The following is a 17809-nucleotide window of genomic DNA, read 5'->3' on the forward strand; positions in this document are numbered from 1 at the left end:
TTAATTTTAATAAAAAAGCCATTCACTTTTGAAAGTGAATGGCTTTTTTAGTCAACCAATGGCAAAATATTGACAATTGAAATACGGTCGCTATCATCATGCTTGAGTCGTTCAATTATCTCATGATACCGGCGTTCGGATAGCGCTTCTTTTGTGTCAAATTCTAAAATACGATTGTCAATACGATTAGTCGTACTAGGATATTGTTCAACACGATAAATGATGAGTAACTTTTTGTAGGCAAAAGGTTGGACAATCATGCCCTCTAAATGTTCATCAACACGTTCGCTTGTTTGATTAGCGATATTATTTTCTATGGCTGCTTTTGTTTTTTTAAATAGTGTCATTATTTCATCTCTGTCGTATTTTTTGTGTAAGTGGTTAGACCACGAACGATAGCGGTGGCAATTTCTTTTTGATAACGTGCTGTGCGGATGTGTTTGAAGTCAGAATGATTATTGATATAGCCTAATTCAAGTAAAGTGGCTGGTCTGGTAACGTTGTTTAAAACAACATATTGAGCAGTATCCATACCACGATTTTTCAGAGGTAAGCTGTTTAAAGAATCGTGTAGCGATTTGGTCAATGCTTGACCACTTTTATGATAATAATACTGTGATATGCCAGTAGCAGTTGTTGCTGAGTTTTCATTATTAGAATGATCAAAATGAATAGAAATTTGGGCATCTGCTTTGTATTTTTCGGCTAGTCGTGGGATATGTAGTAAAGGAATCAATGTATCAGAATCACGTGTCATGAGCACACGCGCACCTGTATGTTCCAACGCTTTTCTCATATGCCGAGCGGTACGTAATGTATAAGTCTTTTCAAAATGTTTACCATCAGTTGATATCGAGCCAGTATCACCAGGAAAGCCTTGATATTTTTTATTAGGATCACCACCATGCCCTGGATCCAAAACAATGGTAGCCTCACTTAATGGGGTCACTTTATTTAGGGTACGAGACTCGGCAACCCAACTAGCAACCCAACCCACTTTTTCATTATCAGTGCGGCGCACTTGATACCAGCCATGCTCTCTTTTCATAATAATTAAACTAGAGCCACGCTTTAAAGCAGAAAGTGCGTGATAATTTCTACCTGGTCCACTGCGGAACTGAACGCCTTCAGGGCGTGTTGTTATTTTATTTTTAGTGGCCAGAGAATAAACTAAGCCAAAGGTCATGGTTAAAACGAAGGTTGTTATTATAATACCAATTAAATTGCTTAAAAGCCATTTCTTTATCATCAATTTTACCTACTTCAGCAAATTTTGCCGTGTGATAATATTGTATCATATTTCAATTTAAACAAGCATTTCTCTTAGTTTCAAAAGATGTTACAATATGGGTATAATATAATTTATGAAAACAATTAAAGGTTAAAAGGTAGACGCGATGTCAAAAACAATGGCAGTAAACGCCGGTAGTTCTTCACTTAAATTTCAACTTTTAGAAATGCCTGAAGAAAAAGTACTTATGCAAGGAATCATCGAACGTATTGGACAAGAAAGCGCTGAGATTACAATCAAGTATGGCGCAGATATTGAACCAAAGCGTTTGATAGGTACTGAAGATGGTCATGTTTCACTCACAAAGAATGGTGGCCAAAAGTATGAGCACGAAACAATGATTAAGGATCATCATCAAGCGATTGATTTCTTACTTCAAAAGTTAACAGATTTAGGAATTGTTGAAGATTTTAGTGAAATTTCAGGTGTTGGGCACCGTGTTGTGGCCGGTGGTGAGTGGTTTAATCAATCGGTTGTCGTCGATGATGATGTGTTGAGTAAAATTGATCGCTTGGCCGACTATGCGCCACTTCATAACCCAGCAAATGCCATGGGTATTCGTGCTTTTCAGAAACTGTTACCTGATGCCTTATCCGTAGCAGTTTTTGATACTTCATATCATCAAACAATGCCAGAAAAGAACTATCTTTATAGTATTCCCTATGAATATTATACGCGCTATGGTGCACGTAAATATGGTGCACACGGTACGTCGCATCGTTATGTGACGGAACGAGCTGCCAAAATATTGGATATTCCACTCGAAAAGTTTAATGCAATTTCTTTCCACTTGGGTGCAGGTGCTTCTGTGACTGCGATTAAAAATGGTAAATCTTATGATACATCAATGGGATTCACGCCGTTGGCTGGCTTGACAATGGCTACTCGCTCTGGAGATGTTGATCCATCTTTGATTTATTATATTCAAGAACGTGAAGGCTTGACAAATGCTGAAATGTTACAAGTCTTGAATACGAAATCAGGTTTATTAGGTATATCTACAATTTCTAGTGATATGCGTGATTTAGAAGGCGTACAAGAAACTAATTTCCATGCAGACTTAGCTTTAAATATGTTCTATGATCGTGTTATTCGTTATGCAGGACAATATTTTGCTGAGCTGGGACGAGTGGATGCGCTTATCTTTACTGCGGGTATTGGTGAAAATGATGCAGTGACACGCGCTAAAGTATTAGAGGCTTTAGCTTTTGCCGGGGTTAAAGTGGATTCAGCTGCAAATAATGTACGTGGTAAAGAAACCGTGATAACAACTGTAGACTCATCAGTTGCAGGTTTGCTAATTCCAACAAATGAAGAATTGATGATAGCAAGAGATGTTGAAGCATTGAAATAAAAATCATTCTGATTGTCATGAATTCATATTGCATAAAGTGTAGCAGTGGTGCTACACTTTTTTTATTAGCTAATGACAGTCTATCCTTGGGGGAGGGCAAATGAAGTTTCTTAAATTATGTTTTAAAAATTGGATTATGCCAATCGCTATTGGTATAACCATAGCGGTATTAATACAAAAATTTATAGTTATTGGAGCAACTGTTGACGGTCTTTCAATGATGCCTAATTTGTCTAATAACGAAAAAGTTATTGAGAGTAAATTATCCACTATCAAGCGCGGGGATGTGGTTGTTTTTGATGCGCGCGATGAAGATCCAGCTATTTCAGCTGGGAAAAAGTATTATGTCAAAAGAGTGGTCGGCATCGGTGGGGATACTGTTGAACAACGAAATTCAAAGTTATTTGTTAATGGTAAAGAAGTCAACCAATCTTACATTGATTTTTACCAGCAGTCAGAAGGAACCGGACTGAACTGGCAGTTATCTAATTTATCAAAAAAGCATGGCTGGCAAGAGAAAGATCAAAATCAAACACGTGTTCCAAAAGGGACATATTTTGTACTTGGAGACAATCGTATGCTATCTAATGATAGCCGATCGTATGGCTTTATAGATAAATCTCATATTTTAGGGAAAGCAATTGTGCCATTTTGGCAACAAAATAAACAAGCTAAGGAAAATATTAATCACCAAGCTAAATCATTTTTTGTTAATTAGTATTTTGAGATGACAATTAAATTCAAGCGCACTTAAGAATCATTAGGAAAAATGTACAACAAAAAGACTGAGTTTGATATACTCAGCCTTTTTGTTATAGTACCTTTAATTGACCACGTACTTCTTCAAGTGATTGGTAACCTTTTTCTTCAAGAATAGCTGTCAATTCACGCTCTAAACGATCAAAAACAGTAATACCTTCAATAGCGAGTTGCGAACCAACTTCTACCAAATCAGCACCGCAAAGAATATGATCATAAACATCACGACCTGTGGTGACACCACCTGTACCAATAATTTTAATATCAGCATTTAAACGTTGTCTCAATGCCCGTACGTTAGCGAGAGCAGTTGCTTTAACAAGTGTACCACCGATGCCGCCGAATCCGCCTTTGGGCTTGATGACAACCGTATCTGAGTTCTCATCAATTACCAAGCCATTGCCAATAGAATTAATGGTGTTGACAAATGCTAGAGGGAATTGATTTAGAATGTCTGCGATCATATCAAAATGCACAATATCGAAGTATGGCGGTAACTTAACGCCGAGCGGTTTTTTAAAGAATGCAAAGGCTTCACTTAAAATTTGTTGAGTCGCTTCAAAATCATAAGCAGTTTGTGGTTTACCTGGCACATTAGGACAAGAAAGATTCAACTCAATTAAGCCATCAAAATCAGAATTTTGCAATTGATGTAACATATCTAAATTTTCTTGTTTAGATAAACCGGCTATTGAGAAAAAAATAGGTTTTTGACTAGGATTAGTTGACACATAGTCTAGATAGTAGTTAAAGCCTTCATTGGGTAATCCCATGGAATTAATTGTGCCAAGATGATTGGGCAGTTCATAATAGCGTGGTGCTGGATTTCCTGGACGATGATTAGCAGTAGCTGATTTTGTGACTACGGCACCAGTGTATGAGGATGATAACACTGTGTTAAGCTCTTCATTTGTTTGACACATGACACCAGCAGCGTTTAGTAGAATGTGGTCAAAGTGGTGATTTTGTATGTTAGCCGTGAGTTGCATAATTTGTCTCCTATGATGACTAATTGGTGTGCGATTGGTTCAGATCATATTACTAAAAGATTTATCTTAGTATATCAAAAAAATAACCGGATAAAAAGGACGAATGTTGAGTATAATAAGAATATGAAACAATTTAGAATAGAAAACTTAAAAAGTACATATGGCGAGAAGGTGTTATTTAATAACATCTCATTTTTGATTACAGAAGGGGATCGTATTGGATTAATTGGTGTTAATGGCTCTGGTAAAACATCATTACTTAATGCGATTTCTGGCATAAATCCAGCTGACTCTGGTACGATTACGAAACCTAATGACTATACTATTGGCTATTTAATGCAAAATCCTATTTTGGATGATGATGCTTTAGTGATGGATGCCATTTTTTCAGGGAACCAACCAGTTTTTCAAACCATTCGACAATATTCATATGCGTTAAAGCGTTTTAGTGACGATCCGACTGATGAAAAAATTGCACAGCAATTCGAGGATGCACAAAACGCCATGGATCGCGATGAAGCTTGGACGACAGAGGCGCAAGTTAAAGCTATTTTAACACAGTTGCATATGCCAGATTTGTATCGTAAAGTTGGTGAGCTCTCTGGTGGCCAACGTAAACGTGTTGGTCTGGCACAAGTATTAATTGAAGCACCTGATTTGTTGATTTTAGATGAACCAACGAACCATTTGGATTTTGATTCAATTGCCTGGCTTGAAAAGTATCTATCTAGTTATAAGGGCGCTGTTTTGACCGTAACACACGATCGCTATTTCTTGGATGCTGTTACAACGAGAATATTTGAACTGTCGTTTGGTGATTTATTCGAGTACAAAGGCAATTATCAAGCCTATATGGTAGGTAAAGCTGAACGTGTTGAACAGGGTAAGGTAACCGAACACAAGCAGCAGCAACTTTATAAACAGGAACTAGCTTGGATGCGTAAATCTGCACGTGCTCGTAGTACAAAACAAACTGCACGAGAAAATGCATTTGCCGAATTAGAATCACAAATGGGAACATTGCAATTAGATGATAATGTGACTGTCAATCTTGGTCAGCAACGTTTAGGGAAAAAAGTCATTGTTATTGAAAATGCTACGATTAAATTTGATAACAAAACTATTTTAGACCACTTCGACTTACGCGTATCAGCTGGAGACCGGATTGGGATAACTGGTGAAAATGGCGCAGGAAAGTCAACATTTTTAAATGCTATTGCCGGTAAAATGCCATTAACCAGTGGTGTGATTGAAATTGGTGAAACCGTTAAATTAGCTTATTACACGCAAATTACTGAAGAAATTCCAGATGATAAACGTGTCATTGCTTATCTATCTGATGTGGCAAGTTCTGTCACTGATAAAAATGGCAATTTAGTGAGTGTGTCGGAATTGCTAGAACAATTTTTGTTTCCGCCATTCATGCATGGCACGTTAATTCGCCAATTATCAGGTGGCGAAAAAAAGCGCTTATATTTGTTGAAACTGCTCTTGCAGCAGCCAAATGTGTTATTGCTCGATGAGCCAACAAACGATCTTGATATTGGGACACTGACTGTGTTAGAAGATTTTTTATCGGGGTTTGCAGGCGCAGTTATTACTGTTTCGCATGACCGTTATTTCTTGGATAAAGTTGCTAATCAACTTTATATGTTCCAAGGTAACGGTGTGATTGAACGTTACGACGGTTTGTTCAGTCAGTACCTCGCGACACATACTGACGTTAAAGAAAATATAATAGACAATAAAGAACTTGTAGCAAAGAAAAAGCCTATTGTAACCGAAAAAAAGAAATTGAGTTATAACGAAAAGAAGGAATGGGAAACGATTGAAGACGACATTGCCAAACTTGAAAATCGATTGGATGAAATTCCTGATGAGATGACCAAATATGGCACGGATTATATTAAATTAGGTGACTTACAAAAAGAAAAAGATGATATTGAAGCTAAGCTGGATGAAAAAATGAACCGATGGGAATATCTCAGCGAAGTTGTTGAAAGTGAGTAATATTGGAAATTAGTCCACATCAGTAAACTATGCCAATTCTAGAAGTTTTAATATTTATTTGATTTTATATTTTGTGATAAGTGGCTAATCATATCGTATTATTTTCCTGAGGGGAAACGATTATGAACTTAAATCAACAACTGTTAGCTATTCATTTAACCACTGGAATTGGTGTAAAAACAGAAACACAATTAATTAACATGATTAATCGAGATCAAGCACCCACAGTTTTTCCGTGGTCGCTGGACTTTATTTTAAAAGTAACTAATACAGCCTATCATACAAAAATACGGGCAACTTATAGTGTTGCAGTGGAGCGTGCTAGTCTCTTTTTGGCTGAATACATCACTTATTTTGATGATGCTTATCCCCAACGGTTGCGAGAAATATTTGAACCGCCATTAATTTTATTTTATAAGGGGCATTTAGAAGCACTAAAGTTACCAAGTTTATCGGTTGTGGGCACACGAACTGCAACTTCTTATGGTTTATCAACCTTGCGACAGTTATTACCACCAGTCATTAGACTACACGTAGCTATTGTATCCGGTTTGGCACAGGGTATTGACGTCATGGCACATCAAATTACTTTTTCAAAATCAGGTATACCAATTGCAATTATTGGCACTGGAATTGATGTGGCGTATCCAACTAGAAATGAAAGTTTACAAAAGCAAATCACGCAACAAGGATTAGTATTGAGTGAGTATCCAGAAGGCACTCAGCCGCATCGGTCGCATTTTCCGGCACGCAATCGCATCATTGCTGGTTTATCTTCTGCTACGTTAGTTGTTGAAGCTAAGATAAAGTCGGGTAGCCTCATTACTGCTAATATGGCATTACAAAATAATCGTGAAGTGCTTGCTATTCCAGGTTCAATTTTTTCTGAAAATTCACAAGGGACGAATGAATTATTAAGTTTAGGCGCAAAAACAGTGACAAAAGCACAAGATATTGTAGAAAGTATCCAATTACTTGACACAATCTGATATGCTAGATACTAATAAGTAAATTGTAAGGCATATTATTAACTATGGTAGAAGTTAAAAAGAAAACTACAGAAAAAAAATCAGTAGCCAAGAAATCAACAAGACGAAAGTCTAAGAAGGTTAAAAAAAATCTTGTTATTGTTGAAAGTCCTTCGAAGGCGAAAACAATTGAAAAATATCTCGGTAGCACATATAAAGTTGTTGCTAGTTTAGGTCATATTCGCGATTTACCAAAATCAACATTAGGTGTTGATGTGGCAAATGATTATGAACCGAAGTACATTAATATCCGTGGAAAAGGGGATGTTATCAAAGGCCTACGCAAAGAGGCCAAAGCAGCCAAAAAAGTTTATCTGGCTAGCGATCCGGATCGCGAAGGTGAAGCAATTGCCTGGCATTTACAGCATATTCTAGATTTAGATCCGGAACAACCTAATCGTGTTGTTTTTAATGAAATAACCAAAGATACGATTAAAAATGCATTTAAAACACCAAGAATTATTAATCAAGATTTGGTTGATGCACAGCAGGCACGGCGTATTTTAGACCGATTAGTAGGTTATTCTATTTCACCAATTTTGTGGAAGACTGTTAAGCGTGGCTTATCAGCCGGCCGTGTGCAATCAGTTGCACTTGGTTTAATTATTGCTCGCGAACGTGAAATACAGGCTTTTGAACCAGAAGAATATTGGACGCTGGATTCAGAATTCAAAAAAGCACGTAAAAAGTTCAAATCATCATTTTATGGTTTTGATGGCAAAAAGCAACCTTTGCCTGATAACGACAGTGTACAGTCTGTTTTGAAACGCATTGACAAAAATGGTGATTTTAATATCGTGAAGGTGGATGCTAAGGAACGTAAACGTAATCCACAACAGCCTTTTACGACATCAACAATGCAGCAAACTGCCAATACGCAGTTAAACTTTCGAACACGTAAAACAATGATGGCAGCCCAACAATTATATGAGGGTATTAATCTTGGACGTGGTGTTGGCCAAATTGGTTTGATAACTTATATGCGAACTGATTCAACACGAATCTCATCTTTGGCACGAAATGCCGCTGCACACTATATTCATGAAACTTGGGGTGAGGCGTACTCACAGCATAAGCCGATTCAAGGTAAAATGCCTGAAGGCGCTCAAGATGCTCACGAGGCGATTCGACCAACAGATGTCACAATTACCCCTGAAAGCATCAAAGATAAATTGTCACCAGATCAATTTAAACTTTACTCACTCATTTGGTCACGTTTTGTGGCCAGTCAAATGACGCCAGAGATTTTAGACACAATGGCGGTAACAATTGAGCAAAATGAGGTGTTGTTCCGTGCGAATGGTTCAAAAACAAAATTTCAAGGTTTTACAAAAGCTTATCCTTCAGCAAAAGAGAAAGATAATGCCTTACCTGATTTAACAGAAGGGGATGTTGTTAAACTGGCTAATACTAATCCAGAACAACATTTCACTTTGCCACCAGCACGTTATTCAGAAGCTGCTTTAATTAAGGCGTTGGAAGAAAACGGTGTCGGTCGACCATCAACTTATGCACCAACCCTAGACACTATTCAACGACGCAATTATGTTCGTATTGATGCACGTAAATTTGTACCCACTGAACTTGGGGAAATTGTCCAGACAATTGTTGAAGAAAGTTTCCCTGACATTACTAATATGAAATTCACTGCGAGTGTTGAACGTGAATTGGATGAAGTGGAAGTGGGTGACAAGCGCTGGGTACCAGTAGTGGATTCTTTCTTTAAACCATTCTCAAAAGAGGTCGAAAAGGCAGAAACGACACTTGAAAAAGTGATCATGCATGATGAGCTAGCTGGTATGGATTGTGAGATTTGTGGTGCGCCCATGGTTATTAAGATGGGACGTTACGGTAAGTTTTATGCTTGTTCACGTTTTCCAGATTGTCGTAATACGCAAACAATTGTTAAAGAAATTGGATTATTGTGCCCAAAGTGTAAAAAAGGTCAAATCGTTGAACGTAAAACTAAGCGTCAACGGACATTCTATGGTTGTTCTCGCTATCCAGACTGTGACTTTGTCAGCTGGGAGAAGCCAACTGACAAAACATTGGCTGATGGCACGACACCAAGTAGTGATCAAAAGAATAAAGAAACTACCAGTGAAGAAACCAAATGAAATAATTATCTTCCAAAACAGTTTAGCATCTGCTAGGCTGTTTTTTTAGTGTCCAGTCCGCTAACTAAATAATGACTTAACGTATAATTAAATTAATATATCATATTTTGATATTAGGTATTGTAATCAATGAAAATAGCGAGTAGAATAAATTCAAGGAATGAAAGCGTTTACATATGAGCGTGTAAAAGTTATATCATTACCATGAAAACTAGAGGTGAGAGGATGAGTTATCTAATTTTGGTGAGTCATGGTCGCTTTTCAGAGGGATTGAAAGATGCGCTAAGTATGTTTGTTGGCGATTCAATTCATACAGTTAAGGCGATAGGGTTGCAATCCGGGGAAGATACGATAAGTTTTGGGAACCGGTTCAAATCATTGCTGTCAGATATAGGATCAGATGCTGACCTAGTCGTGTTAGGAGATATTATTGGAGGTAGTCCACTGACAACTGTTTGCAATATTTTAGAACAGGCAGGCCGATTATCAACAACAGTTGTGCTTGGTGGTATGAACTTTCCAATGGCGTTGAATGCGGCTATCTTAAAAGATACTTCGAGTTCGCAAGACTTAATCAGCGCTACGTTATTGGAGGCCAGTTCTGCTGTTAAGCAATTCACAGTTCATCACGAAGATGATGAAGATGAGGAAATTTGAAAGGAAAAACTATTATGAGCATTTCATTTGTACGTATCGATGACCGAATTATTCATGGCCAAACAGTTACTCGTTGGGCCAAGGAGTATCCCTGTGACGGATTAATCGCTGTTAATGATGCTGCAGCAAATAATCCTATCTTAAAAGATGCTTTCAAAAGCGCCTCTGGGAAAAAGACTTTTGTCTGGACATTAGAACATTTTAAGGAAAAAGCGCAACAAGTACTCACTTCGGAACGTCAATACTTTTTAATCACAAAAACGCCCCAAGATATGAAAACAATCTTAGCTGATTATAGTTTTGTGCCAGGTAATATTAAAACTATTGTTGTTGGACCAGCAAATGACCGACCTGGAGCCGTAAAATTGGGGAATAATCAATCAATTACACCAGACGAAGCACAGGCTTTTGAGGCTATTCAAGCTCAAGGATATCAAGTAAAGTTTCAATTATTACCAGATGTTTCGATAGGATATTGGAATGACTTTAAAGGAAAGTTCAATTTATAATTGGATATAAGAAAGGATTAGACAATGACAATTAGTTGGGTTCAAGCAGCTATTTTGGGTATTTTTGCCAGTCTATCTTCTATGCCAGGAATGGCTGGATCAACAATTGGTAATTATACATTAGGTCGACCTCTGGTTGGTGGCTTGGTGTGTGGTATTATATTAGGTGATTTAAAAACGGGTATTGCAGCTGGTGTCGCAATGCAGTTAGTGTATATTGCATTGGTAACGCCTGGTGGCACGGTTTCTGCTGATTTAAGAGCGGTATCTTATATTGGTATCCCACTTGCCATGGTTGCTATTCATTCTCAAGGTTTAGCATCAACTGGCGGTAATGCAGCTGACTTAGCTAAGTCGATGGGAACATTGGTTGGAACTGTCGGTACAGTGTTATTTTATGGAACAGCCACTATGAACTTAGCCTGGCAGCATATTGGTTGGCGTGCTGTTGAAAAAGGTGATTTCAAGAAGCTATATGTTGTTGACTGGGGATTGCCTTGGATTTCTCACTTCTTTTTCTCCTTTGTACCAACTTTATTAATGACTCACTTTGGTTCTAGTGCTGTTACGGCACTTAGGACAGCATTACCTATGGATGGCATCCCAATGAAAACACTGTTTACTGTTGGTGCTTTGCTACCCTGTGTAGGTATCGCTATTTTACTTAAGCAGATTGTTGATAGTCCGATTGACTTTATTCCATTCTTCGTAGGATTCACATTTGCTGCCTCATTAAAGTTGAACTTAGTCTCAGTCACAGTTATTTCACTGATATTTGCAATGATATCATATAAATTGGATATGGCAATTAGTACAAATAAGCAAGTAGCCTCTGGTTCACCAAGTAATATAACTGATGATGACGAAGATGAGGAGGACATTTAAAATGGACAATACAGAGATAAAAAAGATTTCTCGCAAAACATTAAATAAGTCATTTCATCATTGGTTCTATGGTCATTTGACAGTATTTTCTCAAGAACATATGCAGACTTTTGGTTATTTAACATCGATGTTGCCAATTGTTGAAGAATTATATGATAATAAAGAAGACCAAGAAAAAGCCATGAAGACGTATACTGCGTTTTTCAATACGGAACCACAACTTGGGTCTGTCATTGTTGGTGTCACAGCCAGTCTGGAAGAGGCACGTGCTAATCATGGTGGTGTTGATGATGCAACTATTAATGGATTACGTGCAGGACTAATGGGACCTATCGCTGGTATTGGTGATTCACTAGTTGTTGGGACATTAATTCCAGTTATATTAGGAATTGCTTTAGGTATGTCTGATGGTGGGTCGCCATTGGGCGCAATTTTCTATATTATTGTTTGGAACTTACTGGGTTACTTTGGCATGCGATTTGCTTTCTTTAAGGGCTATGAATTGGGGGATAAAGCGGTTGGTATCTTAATTGGGCAACAAGGTAAAGCCATCCGTAAAGCGATTGCCACTGTCGGTGGCATGGTTGTCGGTGGTGTTGCTGCAACATGGGTTACTGTTAAAACCTCATTTCAGCTAACTAATGCCTCTGGAAAACCTTACTTAGTACTACAAGATAATTTGGATTCTGTTTATCCGGGTCTATTGACTGCTGCCTTTATTGTTGCATGTTGGTGGTTAATGGCTAAGAAGAATATTTCGCCTATTAAGGTCATGTTGCTTCTTGTTGTTGTAGCACTGGTTGGTGTATTAGTTGGATTCTTCAATCCAGGTTTGAGCTATTAATCAAAAGCGAGGTGGGGTAAAATGGTACAAACAACCAAAAGTGTTGAAAAAGGGTATCAAAATGAAATACTATTTCAAGAAAAAATGCTTAAAAATCTTGTCCACTGGCAATCTTTCTTTTCGATGATGGTAGGTTTTAGTATTTTAATTATTTATTTCTTTAGTCGGTATAGTGTTTGGTTGTTGGTGGCTGGCATTGTACTTTTGGTTGCTAATATTATCTTAATCTTTCTCATAGGTTATGGCATCCGTCGTGGTAAACAAAATCTTAATAAAGTGATCCAACACTATAAGGAAGAGCGGCCTCAAATATAACTTGTGAATTATAAATTGGTATACCAATAATAAACTGATTGATAAAAGCTAATGACATCATGTCATTAGCTTTTATTCATCAACAAGTTTAAAATTAACTTATAAAAAATTTGCATAAGGAGAGAGAATGTTTTTAGCAATTAAGGAAATGAAGCATGAAAAATTGCGCTATGGCTTGATTGTTGCCTTGATTCTGTTGGTGAGTTACTTGTTAATTATTTTAACAGGATTATCAACTGGATTAGCTAATTTAAATAAAGCAGCTATCAATGAATGGGGTGCTAAAACAATTATTTTAGATAAAGATTCGCAGGGTAGGTTGGCACAATCTTATTTATCAGCTCAGACATTGCAAACAACAAAAGGGTCAAAAATATCGCAATATAACTCATTAGTAACATCAACCGGTGATTTAAAAGAAAATGCTCAGATTATTGCACTATCCAAGCAGTCATTTATTTATCGTAATTTAAAAGCTACGACAGGAAAAAAATTCACCTCTAAGAATACGGCATTAGTCGCTGATAAATTTAAAAAAGACGGATTTAAGATTGGTAGTAAAATCAAAATAGCAAATTCCAATGTTGAATTACGTATAGTTGGTTTTACACCACGCGCGACGTTAAGTGTAGCACCAGTTATTTATACATCTTTTGAAACAATTAAACCGTTGAATAATGGGGTAGTTAATGCCGTTGTTACTTCAGAAAAACATCAGTTTCAGGATGCACCAAGTAATGGGCTAGTTTTAAGCATTAATCAATTTATTAATAAATTACCTGGCTATAGTGCACAAAAATTAACTTTTAATTTTATGATTGGTTTTCTGTACATCATCATTTTCATAGTGATTTCAATCTTTTTATACATTCTTACAACACAAAAACTACCTAACTTTGGTGTACTTAAGGCACAAGGCGTGCCAACAACATATCTTGTGATGAATACTTTAGCACAGTCATTTATTATGTCGGTTATTGGGGTGTTTTTGGCCATTGTATTTGGCTTACTCACATCGTGGTTTTTACCTAGTGAAGTGCCAATTGTTATTAGTACTATGAATATCGTGTTAACTAGTGTCGGTATTATAATAATGTCCTTGTTAGGCAGTCTTATTCCAATTCGTCAAATCGCTCAAGTCGATCCTTACAAAATTATAGGGGGCTAACTATGTCAAATCTTAGGTTTTCATCTGTTACTAAAATATTTGGTCATGACACCAGCAAATATGTTGCGCTTGATCAAGTTAATTTTGAGGCAGAAAATGGGCAACTTGTTGTCGTTATTGGACCATCTGGTTCTGGGAAAACGACCTTTTTAACAATTGCCGGAGGCTTGCAATCACCAACTTCTGGTAACGTGACGATCAGTGGTAATAATATGACAAGTCTCGCCAAGAAAGAACAAACAAAGTTGCGTTTGAATAAGATTGGTTTTGTTTTGCAATCATACAATTTAGTACCATTTTTAACTGTGAAAGAACAATTTGAGCTAGTAACTAAAGTCAAGAAAAATAATCTTTCCGATCAATCATTGTATCAATTACTTGATGATCTTGATATTCGTTCTCTAGTCAATAAGTATCCAAATGAACTATCAGGTGGGCAAAAGCAACGTGTGGCAATAGCACGCGCTTTGTTTACTGACCCTGAATATATTCTTGCGGATGAACCAACAGCAGCTTTGGATACCGAACGTTCTATGGCAGTTATGTCATTATTAAAAGATTTAGCACATAAACATGATAAAATGATTATAGTTGTAACACATGACATGCGCTTAAAAGAATTAGCTGATAAAGTCTATCAAATTATTGATGGTAAAATGTCAGTGTATGAGGGTTAAAAAATATTACTGATCAACGAGCAATGCCATTATCATTAGATGGCGAAAGGGTGAGATTCATGAGGGATATTTATTTTGTCAGGCATAGCATTCAGGACTTATCCGTTCAAGATGATGCTTCGGCACCTTTAACGAAAGCAGGTCATGTACTGGCTAAGGAACTAACACGTCTGTTTACCAACAAATCTATTACGGCCATTTACTCATCACCTTACGCACGTGCGTTTCAAACAGTTTTACCGACGGCAGAAAAATTAGATTTAATAATAGACACACATGCTGATTTGCGGGAAAGACAAGCAATTTGGCGAGTTGATTGGCAAGAACATCTTGCCAATCTTTGGCAGGATTTTGAGCTTAAAGCAGATGGTGAGGAATCGTTGGCTGATGTCGAACGACGAATTGTACCAGCTTTCCAACAAATCTATGATGACACAGAAGGGAATATTATTATTACGGGGCATGGGACGGCTTTGGGTGTACTATTTTATCACTTAACACATGGTCAATTTACTTTTTCTGATTGGCAAAATATGAACATGCCAGATGTTTATATAGGACATTTTTCGGATAAAAACGTCTTCGTTGGTTTAGAAAAAATAGCTCGGTAATGATAGCTTTCGAGTCGTAATGATGAATATGCTATTATGGCACTTAATGACTCAAATAAAATTAAATTTGACATTTCCTCCTTTTTTTTTTACAATACCAGTTATAAGAAAAAAGGGGAAAGACATTGTTAGATAAAACGATTTATAAGCAGATTTTAAATGCTAGTTTTAACGCCCCAATCGACGTTGAATTTTGGGATGGTGAAAAGGTTAGTTACGGTGATGGTGAACCCATTGCCAAGATTATCATGCATGAAGTCATACCCGTTAAAGATATTATGTCTCATGCCTCATTAACGTTTGGCGAGGCATATATGGATGGAAAGATCGAAATCCAAGGTGATCTACAAAAGTTAGTTACCACAGTTTATAATTCTAAGGACAGTTTCCTGAACAGCTCGAAGTTTGCTAAACTGGTTCCAAAACATTCACATACTGAAAAAAAGAGTAAAGCGGATGTGCAAAGCCATTATGATATTGGTAATGATTTTTACGAGAAATGTCTTGATCCAACAATGACCTATTCATGTGCTTACTTTGCAAGTGAAGACGATTCACTAGAAGATGCACAGTGGAACAAAGTGCGTCATATCCTAAATAAATTAAATGCCAAACCTGGTGAGAAATTATTAGACATTGGTTGTGGTTGGGGAACATTAATTTTCACTGCAGCTAAGGAATATAATCTTGAGGCGACTGGTGTCACACTAAGTCAGCAACAATATGATTTTGTTACCAAAAAAATTGAAGCAGAAGGATTACAAGACCGCGTTCATATTTATTTGGAAGATTATCGTGAACTGAAGGATAAATATGACCACGTGACTTCTGTTGGTATGTTTGAACACGTTGGTAAAGAAAATCTCGAAGCTTATTTTGAACAAATTAACCATCTGTTAGTTGAAAATGGTACAGCTTTGATTCATGGTATTACTGGGCAACACAATGGTGCGGGCGTTGATGCATGGATTAACAAGTATATTTTCCCAGGCGGATATGTTCCAAATATTGCTGAGAATGTTGAGCATATCATGCATGCATCACTACAAATTGATGATATTGAGCCACTACGTCGCCACTATCAAAAGACATTGGAAATCTGGACTGAGAATTTCCATAATGTGAGTGAGGAAGTTATTTCACGTTATGGCGAACGTTTCTATCGGATGTGGGATCTTTACTTGCAGTCTTGTGCTGCATCATTTGAATCAGGAAATATTGATGTGGTACAATACTTGATGACCAAGGGACCTTCTGGAACTGATCTACCAATGACACGCGCTTATATGTATCAGGCAGATACAAAGCATGGTGTTAAATAATTAATTTAAAAAACTAGTAATCTATTAAATTGAGATTACTAGTTTTTTCTTATCATGATATGAGTAGCACTAGATTATTATGAGCTTGTTTTATATTTTAAAATTAATGAGAAAATTTCGCAAAAACCTCGAGTGTTTTAAACTGATTTTGATATGTTATTTGATCTTTTAGTGAGCCCTCATGTTTGAAGCCCAATCGCTGTGCAACAGCGATACTTTTATCATTCTCACTGTCGGCTTGTAAAATTATTTTATGTAGGTCTAATTGATCAAAGGCAAATGCTACTAAACGATTAACCGATTCTGAGATGATACCTTTTCCCTGATAATGACTAGCCAACCAATAACCTAGCTCAGCTGTTTTATTAGTGGGACTGATATGATGCAAATCTATCATGCCAACAGCTTGATTATTGGCAACAATAACTAGTTCAAATAAAGTATTTTTAGCATTTTGAATACGTGCATAATTAATAAATTTGATTTCATCATCGATTGACTGTGTTGCTTTTGCCCAAGGCATCCAGCGCGATAGGTCATCTCGATCTTGATTAATAGCATCGAATAATGGTTTCGCGTGAGATGTTTCTGGGAAAACAAGTGCAATGTTTAAATGATTGATGAAAAATGTATCGAATGTAAACAAATTAATGACCTCTAACTGATATTATACTAAAAATAAATAATATATCTCGTTTAAAGACTTGTGAGTATTGAATAAAACAGCTATGATATAATTTAGCAAGAAAAGATTTGAGAGGATAACTTAATGTTTATTAATAGTATTGTAGTTGGTATTATGGCTGGATTAATTTCTGGTATGGTTAAAATTGGCTGGGAAACAATTTTACCACCAAGGAGTCAAGCACGAGACGAGACAAATCCACCGCAGCAACTATTACAGCAGCTTGGTGTACCACGTCGGGTAACACATGCATACGTATATTATTCTAAGGATCAAAAAATTTATTACACGGCGCTAATAATGCACTTTGGTTTTTCTGTTACATTTGCAGTGTTACTTGCCTTAACTTATAAGATATTACCTATTATTGCGCTTTGGGAGGGGAGTTTATACGGTATTGTGATTTGGTTTGCTTTCCATATTGTGATTCTACCATTACTAAAAACTGTGCCTTCACCAGTAAAACAGCCATTTGCCGAACACTTTTCTGAATTTTTTGGACATATTGTATGGTCATGGTCTATCTATTTGGTTATCATTGCGTTACTGGGAAAGTAATTGTTGACACTCATTTTGAATAAAGAAAGC

At 36.9% G+C, this 17809-nt stretch carries 19 protein-coding genes; 15 read left to right on the forward strand and 4 right to left on the reverse strand.

The features are described from left to right. Positions 1 to 47 precede the first annotated feature (47 nt). Together HNQ98_RS01480 and HNQ98_RS01485 are read right to left on the reverse strand one after the other, a co-directional pair. On the reverse strand, positions 48 to 347 hold the full coding sequence (locus HNQ98_RS01480) for a hypothetical protein (RefSeq protein WP_014974412.1): 300 nt from the start codon (positions 345 to 347) through the stop codon (positions 48 to 50). Then, a complete protein-coding gene (locus HNQ98_RS01485; RefSeq protein ID WP_135197470.1) occupies positions 347 to 1249 on the reverse strand; it encodes an N-acetylmuramoyl-L-alanine amidase family protein in 903 nt (300 codons plus the stop codon). Before HNQ98_RS01485 ends, HNQ98_RS01480 begins: the two co-directional genes overlap by 1 nt. A gap of 148 nt (positions 1250 to 1397) precedes the next feature. Here HNQ98_RS01485 and HNQ98_RS01490 point away from each other — a divergent pair, with 148 nt between their 5' ends. Both HNQ98_RS01490 and lepB read left to right on the forward strand, forming a co-directional pair. After that, positions 1398 to 2645 (forward strand): acetate/propionate family kinase, encoded by a 1248-nt coding sequence (locus tag HNQ98_RS01490; protein WP_014974410.1) that lies wholly within the window; start codon positions 1398 to 1400, stop codon positions 2643 to 2645. 100 nt (positions 2646 to 2745) lie between these two features. Further along, a complete protein-coding gene (gene lepB / locus HNQ98_RS01495) occupies positions 2746 to 3363 on the forward strand; it encodes a signal peptidase I (RefSeq protein ID WP_019039947.1) in 618 nt (205 codons plus the stop codon). 94 nt (positions 3364 to 3457) lie between these two features. Here lepB and HNQ98_RS01500 read toward each other — a convergent pair whose 3' ends face one another. Beyond that, entirely contained in the window at positions 3458 to 4393 is a 936-nt protein-coding gene (locus tag HNQ98_RS01500) for a dihydroorotate oxidase (protein WP_135197468.1), read from the reverse strand. Positions 4394 to 4516: 123 nt separating this feature from the next. On the opposite strand from HNQ98_RS01500, the gene HNQ98_RS01505 reads away from it, so the two are divergent. The 12 genes from HNQ98_RS01505 (at position 4517) to HNQ98_RS01560 (ending at position 16536) form a co-directional block, all read left to right on the forward strand. Continuing rightward, positions 4517 to 6403 (forward strand): ABC-F family ATP-binding cassette domain-containing protein, encoded by a 1887-nt coding sequence (locus HNQ98_RS01505; protein WP_135197467.1) that lies wholly within the window; start codon positions 4517 to 4519, stop codon positions 6401 to 6403. 122 nt (positions 6404 to 6525) lie between these two features. Then, positions 6526 to 7392 carry a DNA-processing protein DprA gene (dprA, locus tag HNQ98_RS01510; RefSeq protein WP_135197466.1) on the forward strand — a complete coding sequence of 289 codons (867 nt, stop codon included), beginning with the start codon at positions 6526 to 6528 and terminating at the stop codon, positions 7390 to 7392. Positions 7393 to 7436: 44 nt separating this feature from the next. Then, positions 7437 to 9548 carry a type I DNA topoisomerase gene (topA, locus tag HNQ98_RS01515; RefSeq protein WP_135197465.1) on the forward strand — a complete coding sequence of 704 codons (2112 nt, stop codon included), beginning with the start codon at positions 7437 to 7439 and terminating at the stop codon, positions 9546 to 9548. A gap of 225 nt (positions 9549 to 9773) precedes the next feature. Next, positions 9774 to 10205 carry a PTS sugar transporter subunit IIA gene (locus HNQ98_RS01520; RefSeq protein WP_014974404.1) on the forward strand — a complete coding sequence of 144 codons (432 nt, stop codon included), beginning with the start codon at positions 9774 to 9776 and terminating at the stop codon, positions 10203 to 10205. Between the two features lie 14 nt (positions 10206 to 10219). Beyond that, positions 10220 to 10714, forward strand: coding sequence for a PTS sugar transporter subunit IIB (locus tag HNQ98_RS01525; protein WP_135197464.1), 495 nt, complete (start codon positions 10220 to 10222; stop codon positions 10712 to 10714). A 24-nt stretch (positions 10715 to 10738) separates the two neighbouring features. Next, complete coding sequence (locus HNQ98_RS01530) at positions 10739 to 11599, forward strand: PTS mannose/fructose/sorbose/N-acetylgalactosamine transporter subunit IIC (protein WP_014974402.1); 861 nt, start codon at positions 10739 to 10741, stop codon at positions 11597 to 11599. 1 nt (position 11600) lies between these two features. After that, positions 11601 to 12443: a PTS system mannose/fructose/sorbose family transporter subunit IID gene (locus HNQ98_RS01535; protein ID WP_014974401.1), complete on the forward strand. Its 843-nt coding sequence runs from the start codon at positions 11601 to 11603 to the stop codon at positions 12441 to 12443. 21 nt (positions 12444 to 12464) lie between these two features. Continuing rightward, on the forward strand, positions 12465 to 12758 hold the full coding sequence (locus HNQ98_RS01540) for a hypothetical protein (protein ID WP_014974400.1): 294 nt from the start codon (positions 12465 to 12467) through the stop codon (positions 12756 to 12758). Positions 12759 to 12885: 127 nt separating this feature from the next. Then, positions 12886 to 13926: an ABC transporter permease gene (locus tag HNQ98_RS01545; protein ID WP_135197463.1), complete on the forward strand. Its 1041-nt coding sequence runs from the start codon at positions 12886 to 12888 to the stop codon at positions 13924 to 13926. Positions 13927 to 13928: 2 nt separating this feature from the next. Next, the gene (locus HNQ98_RS01550; protein ID WP_135197462.1) at positions 13929 to 14603 is read left to right on the forward strand and encodes an ABC transporter ATP-binding protein; all 675 of its coding nucleotides are present in this window, start codon (positions 13929 to 13931) and stop codon (positions 14601 to 14603) included. A 59-nt stretch (positions 14604 to 14662) separates the two neighbouring features. Next, complete coding sequence (locus tag HNQ98_RS01555; protein ID WP_135197461.1) at positions 14663 to 15214, forward strand: histidine phosphatase family protein; 552 nt, start codon at positions 14663 to 14665, stop codon at positions 15212 to 15214. A gap of 125 nt (positions 15215 to 15339) precedes the next feature. Next, the gene (locus HNQ98_RS01560; RefSeq protein ID WP_184284892.1) at positions 15340 to 16536 is read left to right on the forward strand and encodes an SAM-dependent methyltransferase; all 1197 of its coding nucleotides are present in this window, start codon (positions 15340 to 15342) and stop codon (positions 16534 to 16536) included. A 103-nt stretch (positions 16537 to 16639) separates the two neighbouring features. On the opposite strand, the gene HNQ98_RS01565 is transcribed toward HNQ98_RS01560, so the two are convergent. Then, positions 16640 to 17182, reverse strand: a complete 543-nt coding sequence (locus HNQ98_RS01565) for a GNAT family N-acetyltransferase (protein WP_135197459.1) — start codon at positions 17180 to 17182, stop codon at positions 16640 to 16642. A gap of 123 nt (positions 17183 to 17305) precedes the next feature. On the opposite strand from HNQ98_RS01565, the gene HNQ98_RS01570 reads away from it, so the two are divergent. Next, positions 17306 to 17779 (forward strand): YagU family protein, encoded by a 474-nt coding sequence (locus HNQ98_RS01570; RefSeq protein WP_135197458.1) that lies wholly within the window; start codon positions 17306 to 17308, stop codon positions 17777 to 17779. Positions 17780 to 17809 lie beyond the last annotated feature (30 nt).

Origin of the sequence: Leuconostoc carnosum, assembly GCF_014207505.1 — a bacterium.
In the GTDB taxonomy this organism is placed as follows: domain Bacteria; phylum Bacillota; class Bacilli; order Lactobacillales; family Lactobacillaceae; genus Leuconostoc; species Leuconostoc carnosum.

What these genes read in the sequence shown, in the direction of transcription:
- HNQ98_RS01480 (WP_014974412.1), bottom strand. Translation starts at nt 347, where the DNA reads ATGACACTATTTAAAAAAACAAAAGCAGCCATAGAAAATAATATCGCT.
- HNQ98_RS01485 (WP_135197470.1), bottom strand. Translation starts at nt 1,249, where the DNA reads ATGATAAAGAAATGGCTTTTAAGCAATTTAATTGGTATTATAATAACA.
- HNQ98_RS01490 (WP_014974410.1), top strand. Translation starts at nt 1,398, where the DNA reads ATGTCAAAAACAATGGCAGTAAACGCCGGTAGTTCTTCACTTAAATTT.
- lepB (WP_019039947.1), top strand. Translation starts at nt 2,746, where the DNA reads ATGAAGTTTCTTAAATTATGTTTTAAAAATTGGATTATGCCAATCGCT.
- HNQ98_RS01500 (WP_135197468.1), bottom strand. Translation starts at nt 4,393, where the DNA reads ATGCAACTCACGGCTAACATACAAAATCACCACTTTGACCACATTCTA.
- HNQ98_RS01505 (WP_135197467.1), top strand. Translation starts at nt 4,517, where the DNA reads ATGAAACAATTTAGAATAGAAAACTTAAAAAGTACATATGGCGAGAAG.
- dprA (WP_135197466.1), top strand. Translation starts at nt 6,526, where the DNA reads ATGAACTTAAATCAACAACTGTTAGCTATTCATTTAACCACTGGAATT.
- topA (WP_135197465.1), top strand. Translation starts at nt 7,437, where the DNA reads ATGGTAGAAGTTAAAAAGAAAACTACAGAAAAAAAATCAGTAGCCAAG.
- HNQ98_RS01520 (WP_014974404.1), top strand. Translation starts at nt 9,774, where the DNA reads ATGAGTTATCTAATTTTGGTGAGTCATGGTCGCTTTTCAGAGGGATTG.
- HNQ98_RS01525 (WP_135197464.1), top strand. Translation starts at nt 10,220, where the DNA reads ATGAGCATTTCATTTGTACGTATCGATGACCGAATTATTCATGGCCAA.
- HNQ98_RS01530 (WP_014974402.1), top strand. Translation starts at nt 10,739, where the DNA reads ATGACAATTAGTTGGGTTCAAGCAGCTATTTTGGGTATTTTTGCCAGT.
- HNQ98_RS01535 (WP_014974401.1), top strand. Translation starts at nt 11,601, where the DNA reads ATGGACAATACAGAGATAAAAAAGATTTCTCGCAAAACATTAAATAAG.
- HNQ98_RS01540 (WP_014974400.1), top strand. Translation starts at nt 12,465, where the DNA reads ATGGTACAAACAACCAAAAGTGTTGAAAAAGGGTATCAAAATGAAATA.
- HNQ98_RS01545 (WP_135197463.1), top strand. Translation starts at nt 12,886, where the DNA reads ATGTTTTTAGCAATTAAGGAAATGAAGCATGAAAAATTGCGCTATGGC.
- HNQ98_RS01550 (WP_135197462.1), top strand. Translation starts at nt 13,929, where the DNA reads ATGTCAAATCTTAGGTTTTCATCTGTTACTAAAATATTTGGTCATGAC.
- HNQ98_RS01555 (WP_135197461.1), top strand. Translation starts at nt 14,663, where the DNA reads ATGAGGGATATTTATTTTGTCAGGCATAGCATTCAGGACTTATCCGTT.
- HNQ98_RS01570 (WP_135197458.1), top strand. Translation starts at nt 17,306, where the DNA reads ATGTTTATTAATAGTATTGTAGTTGGTATTATGGCTGGATTAATTTCT.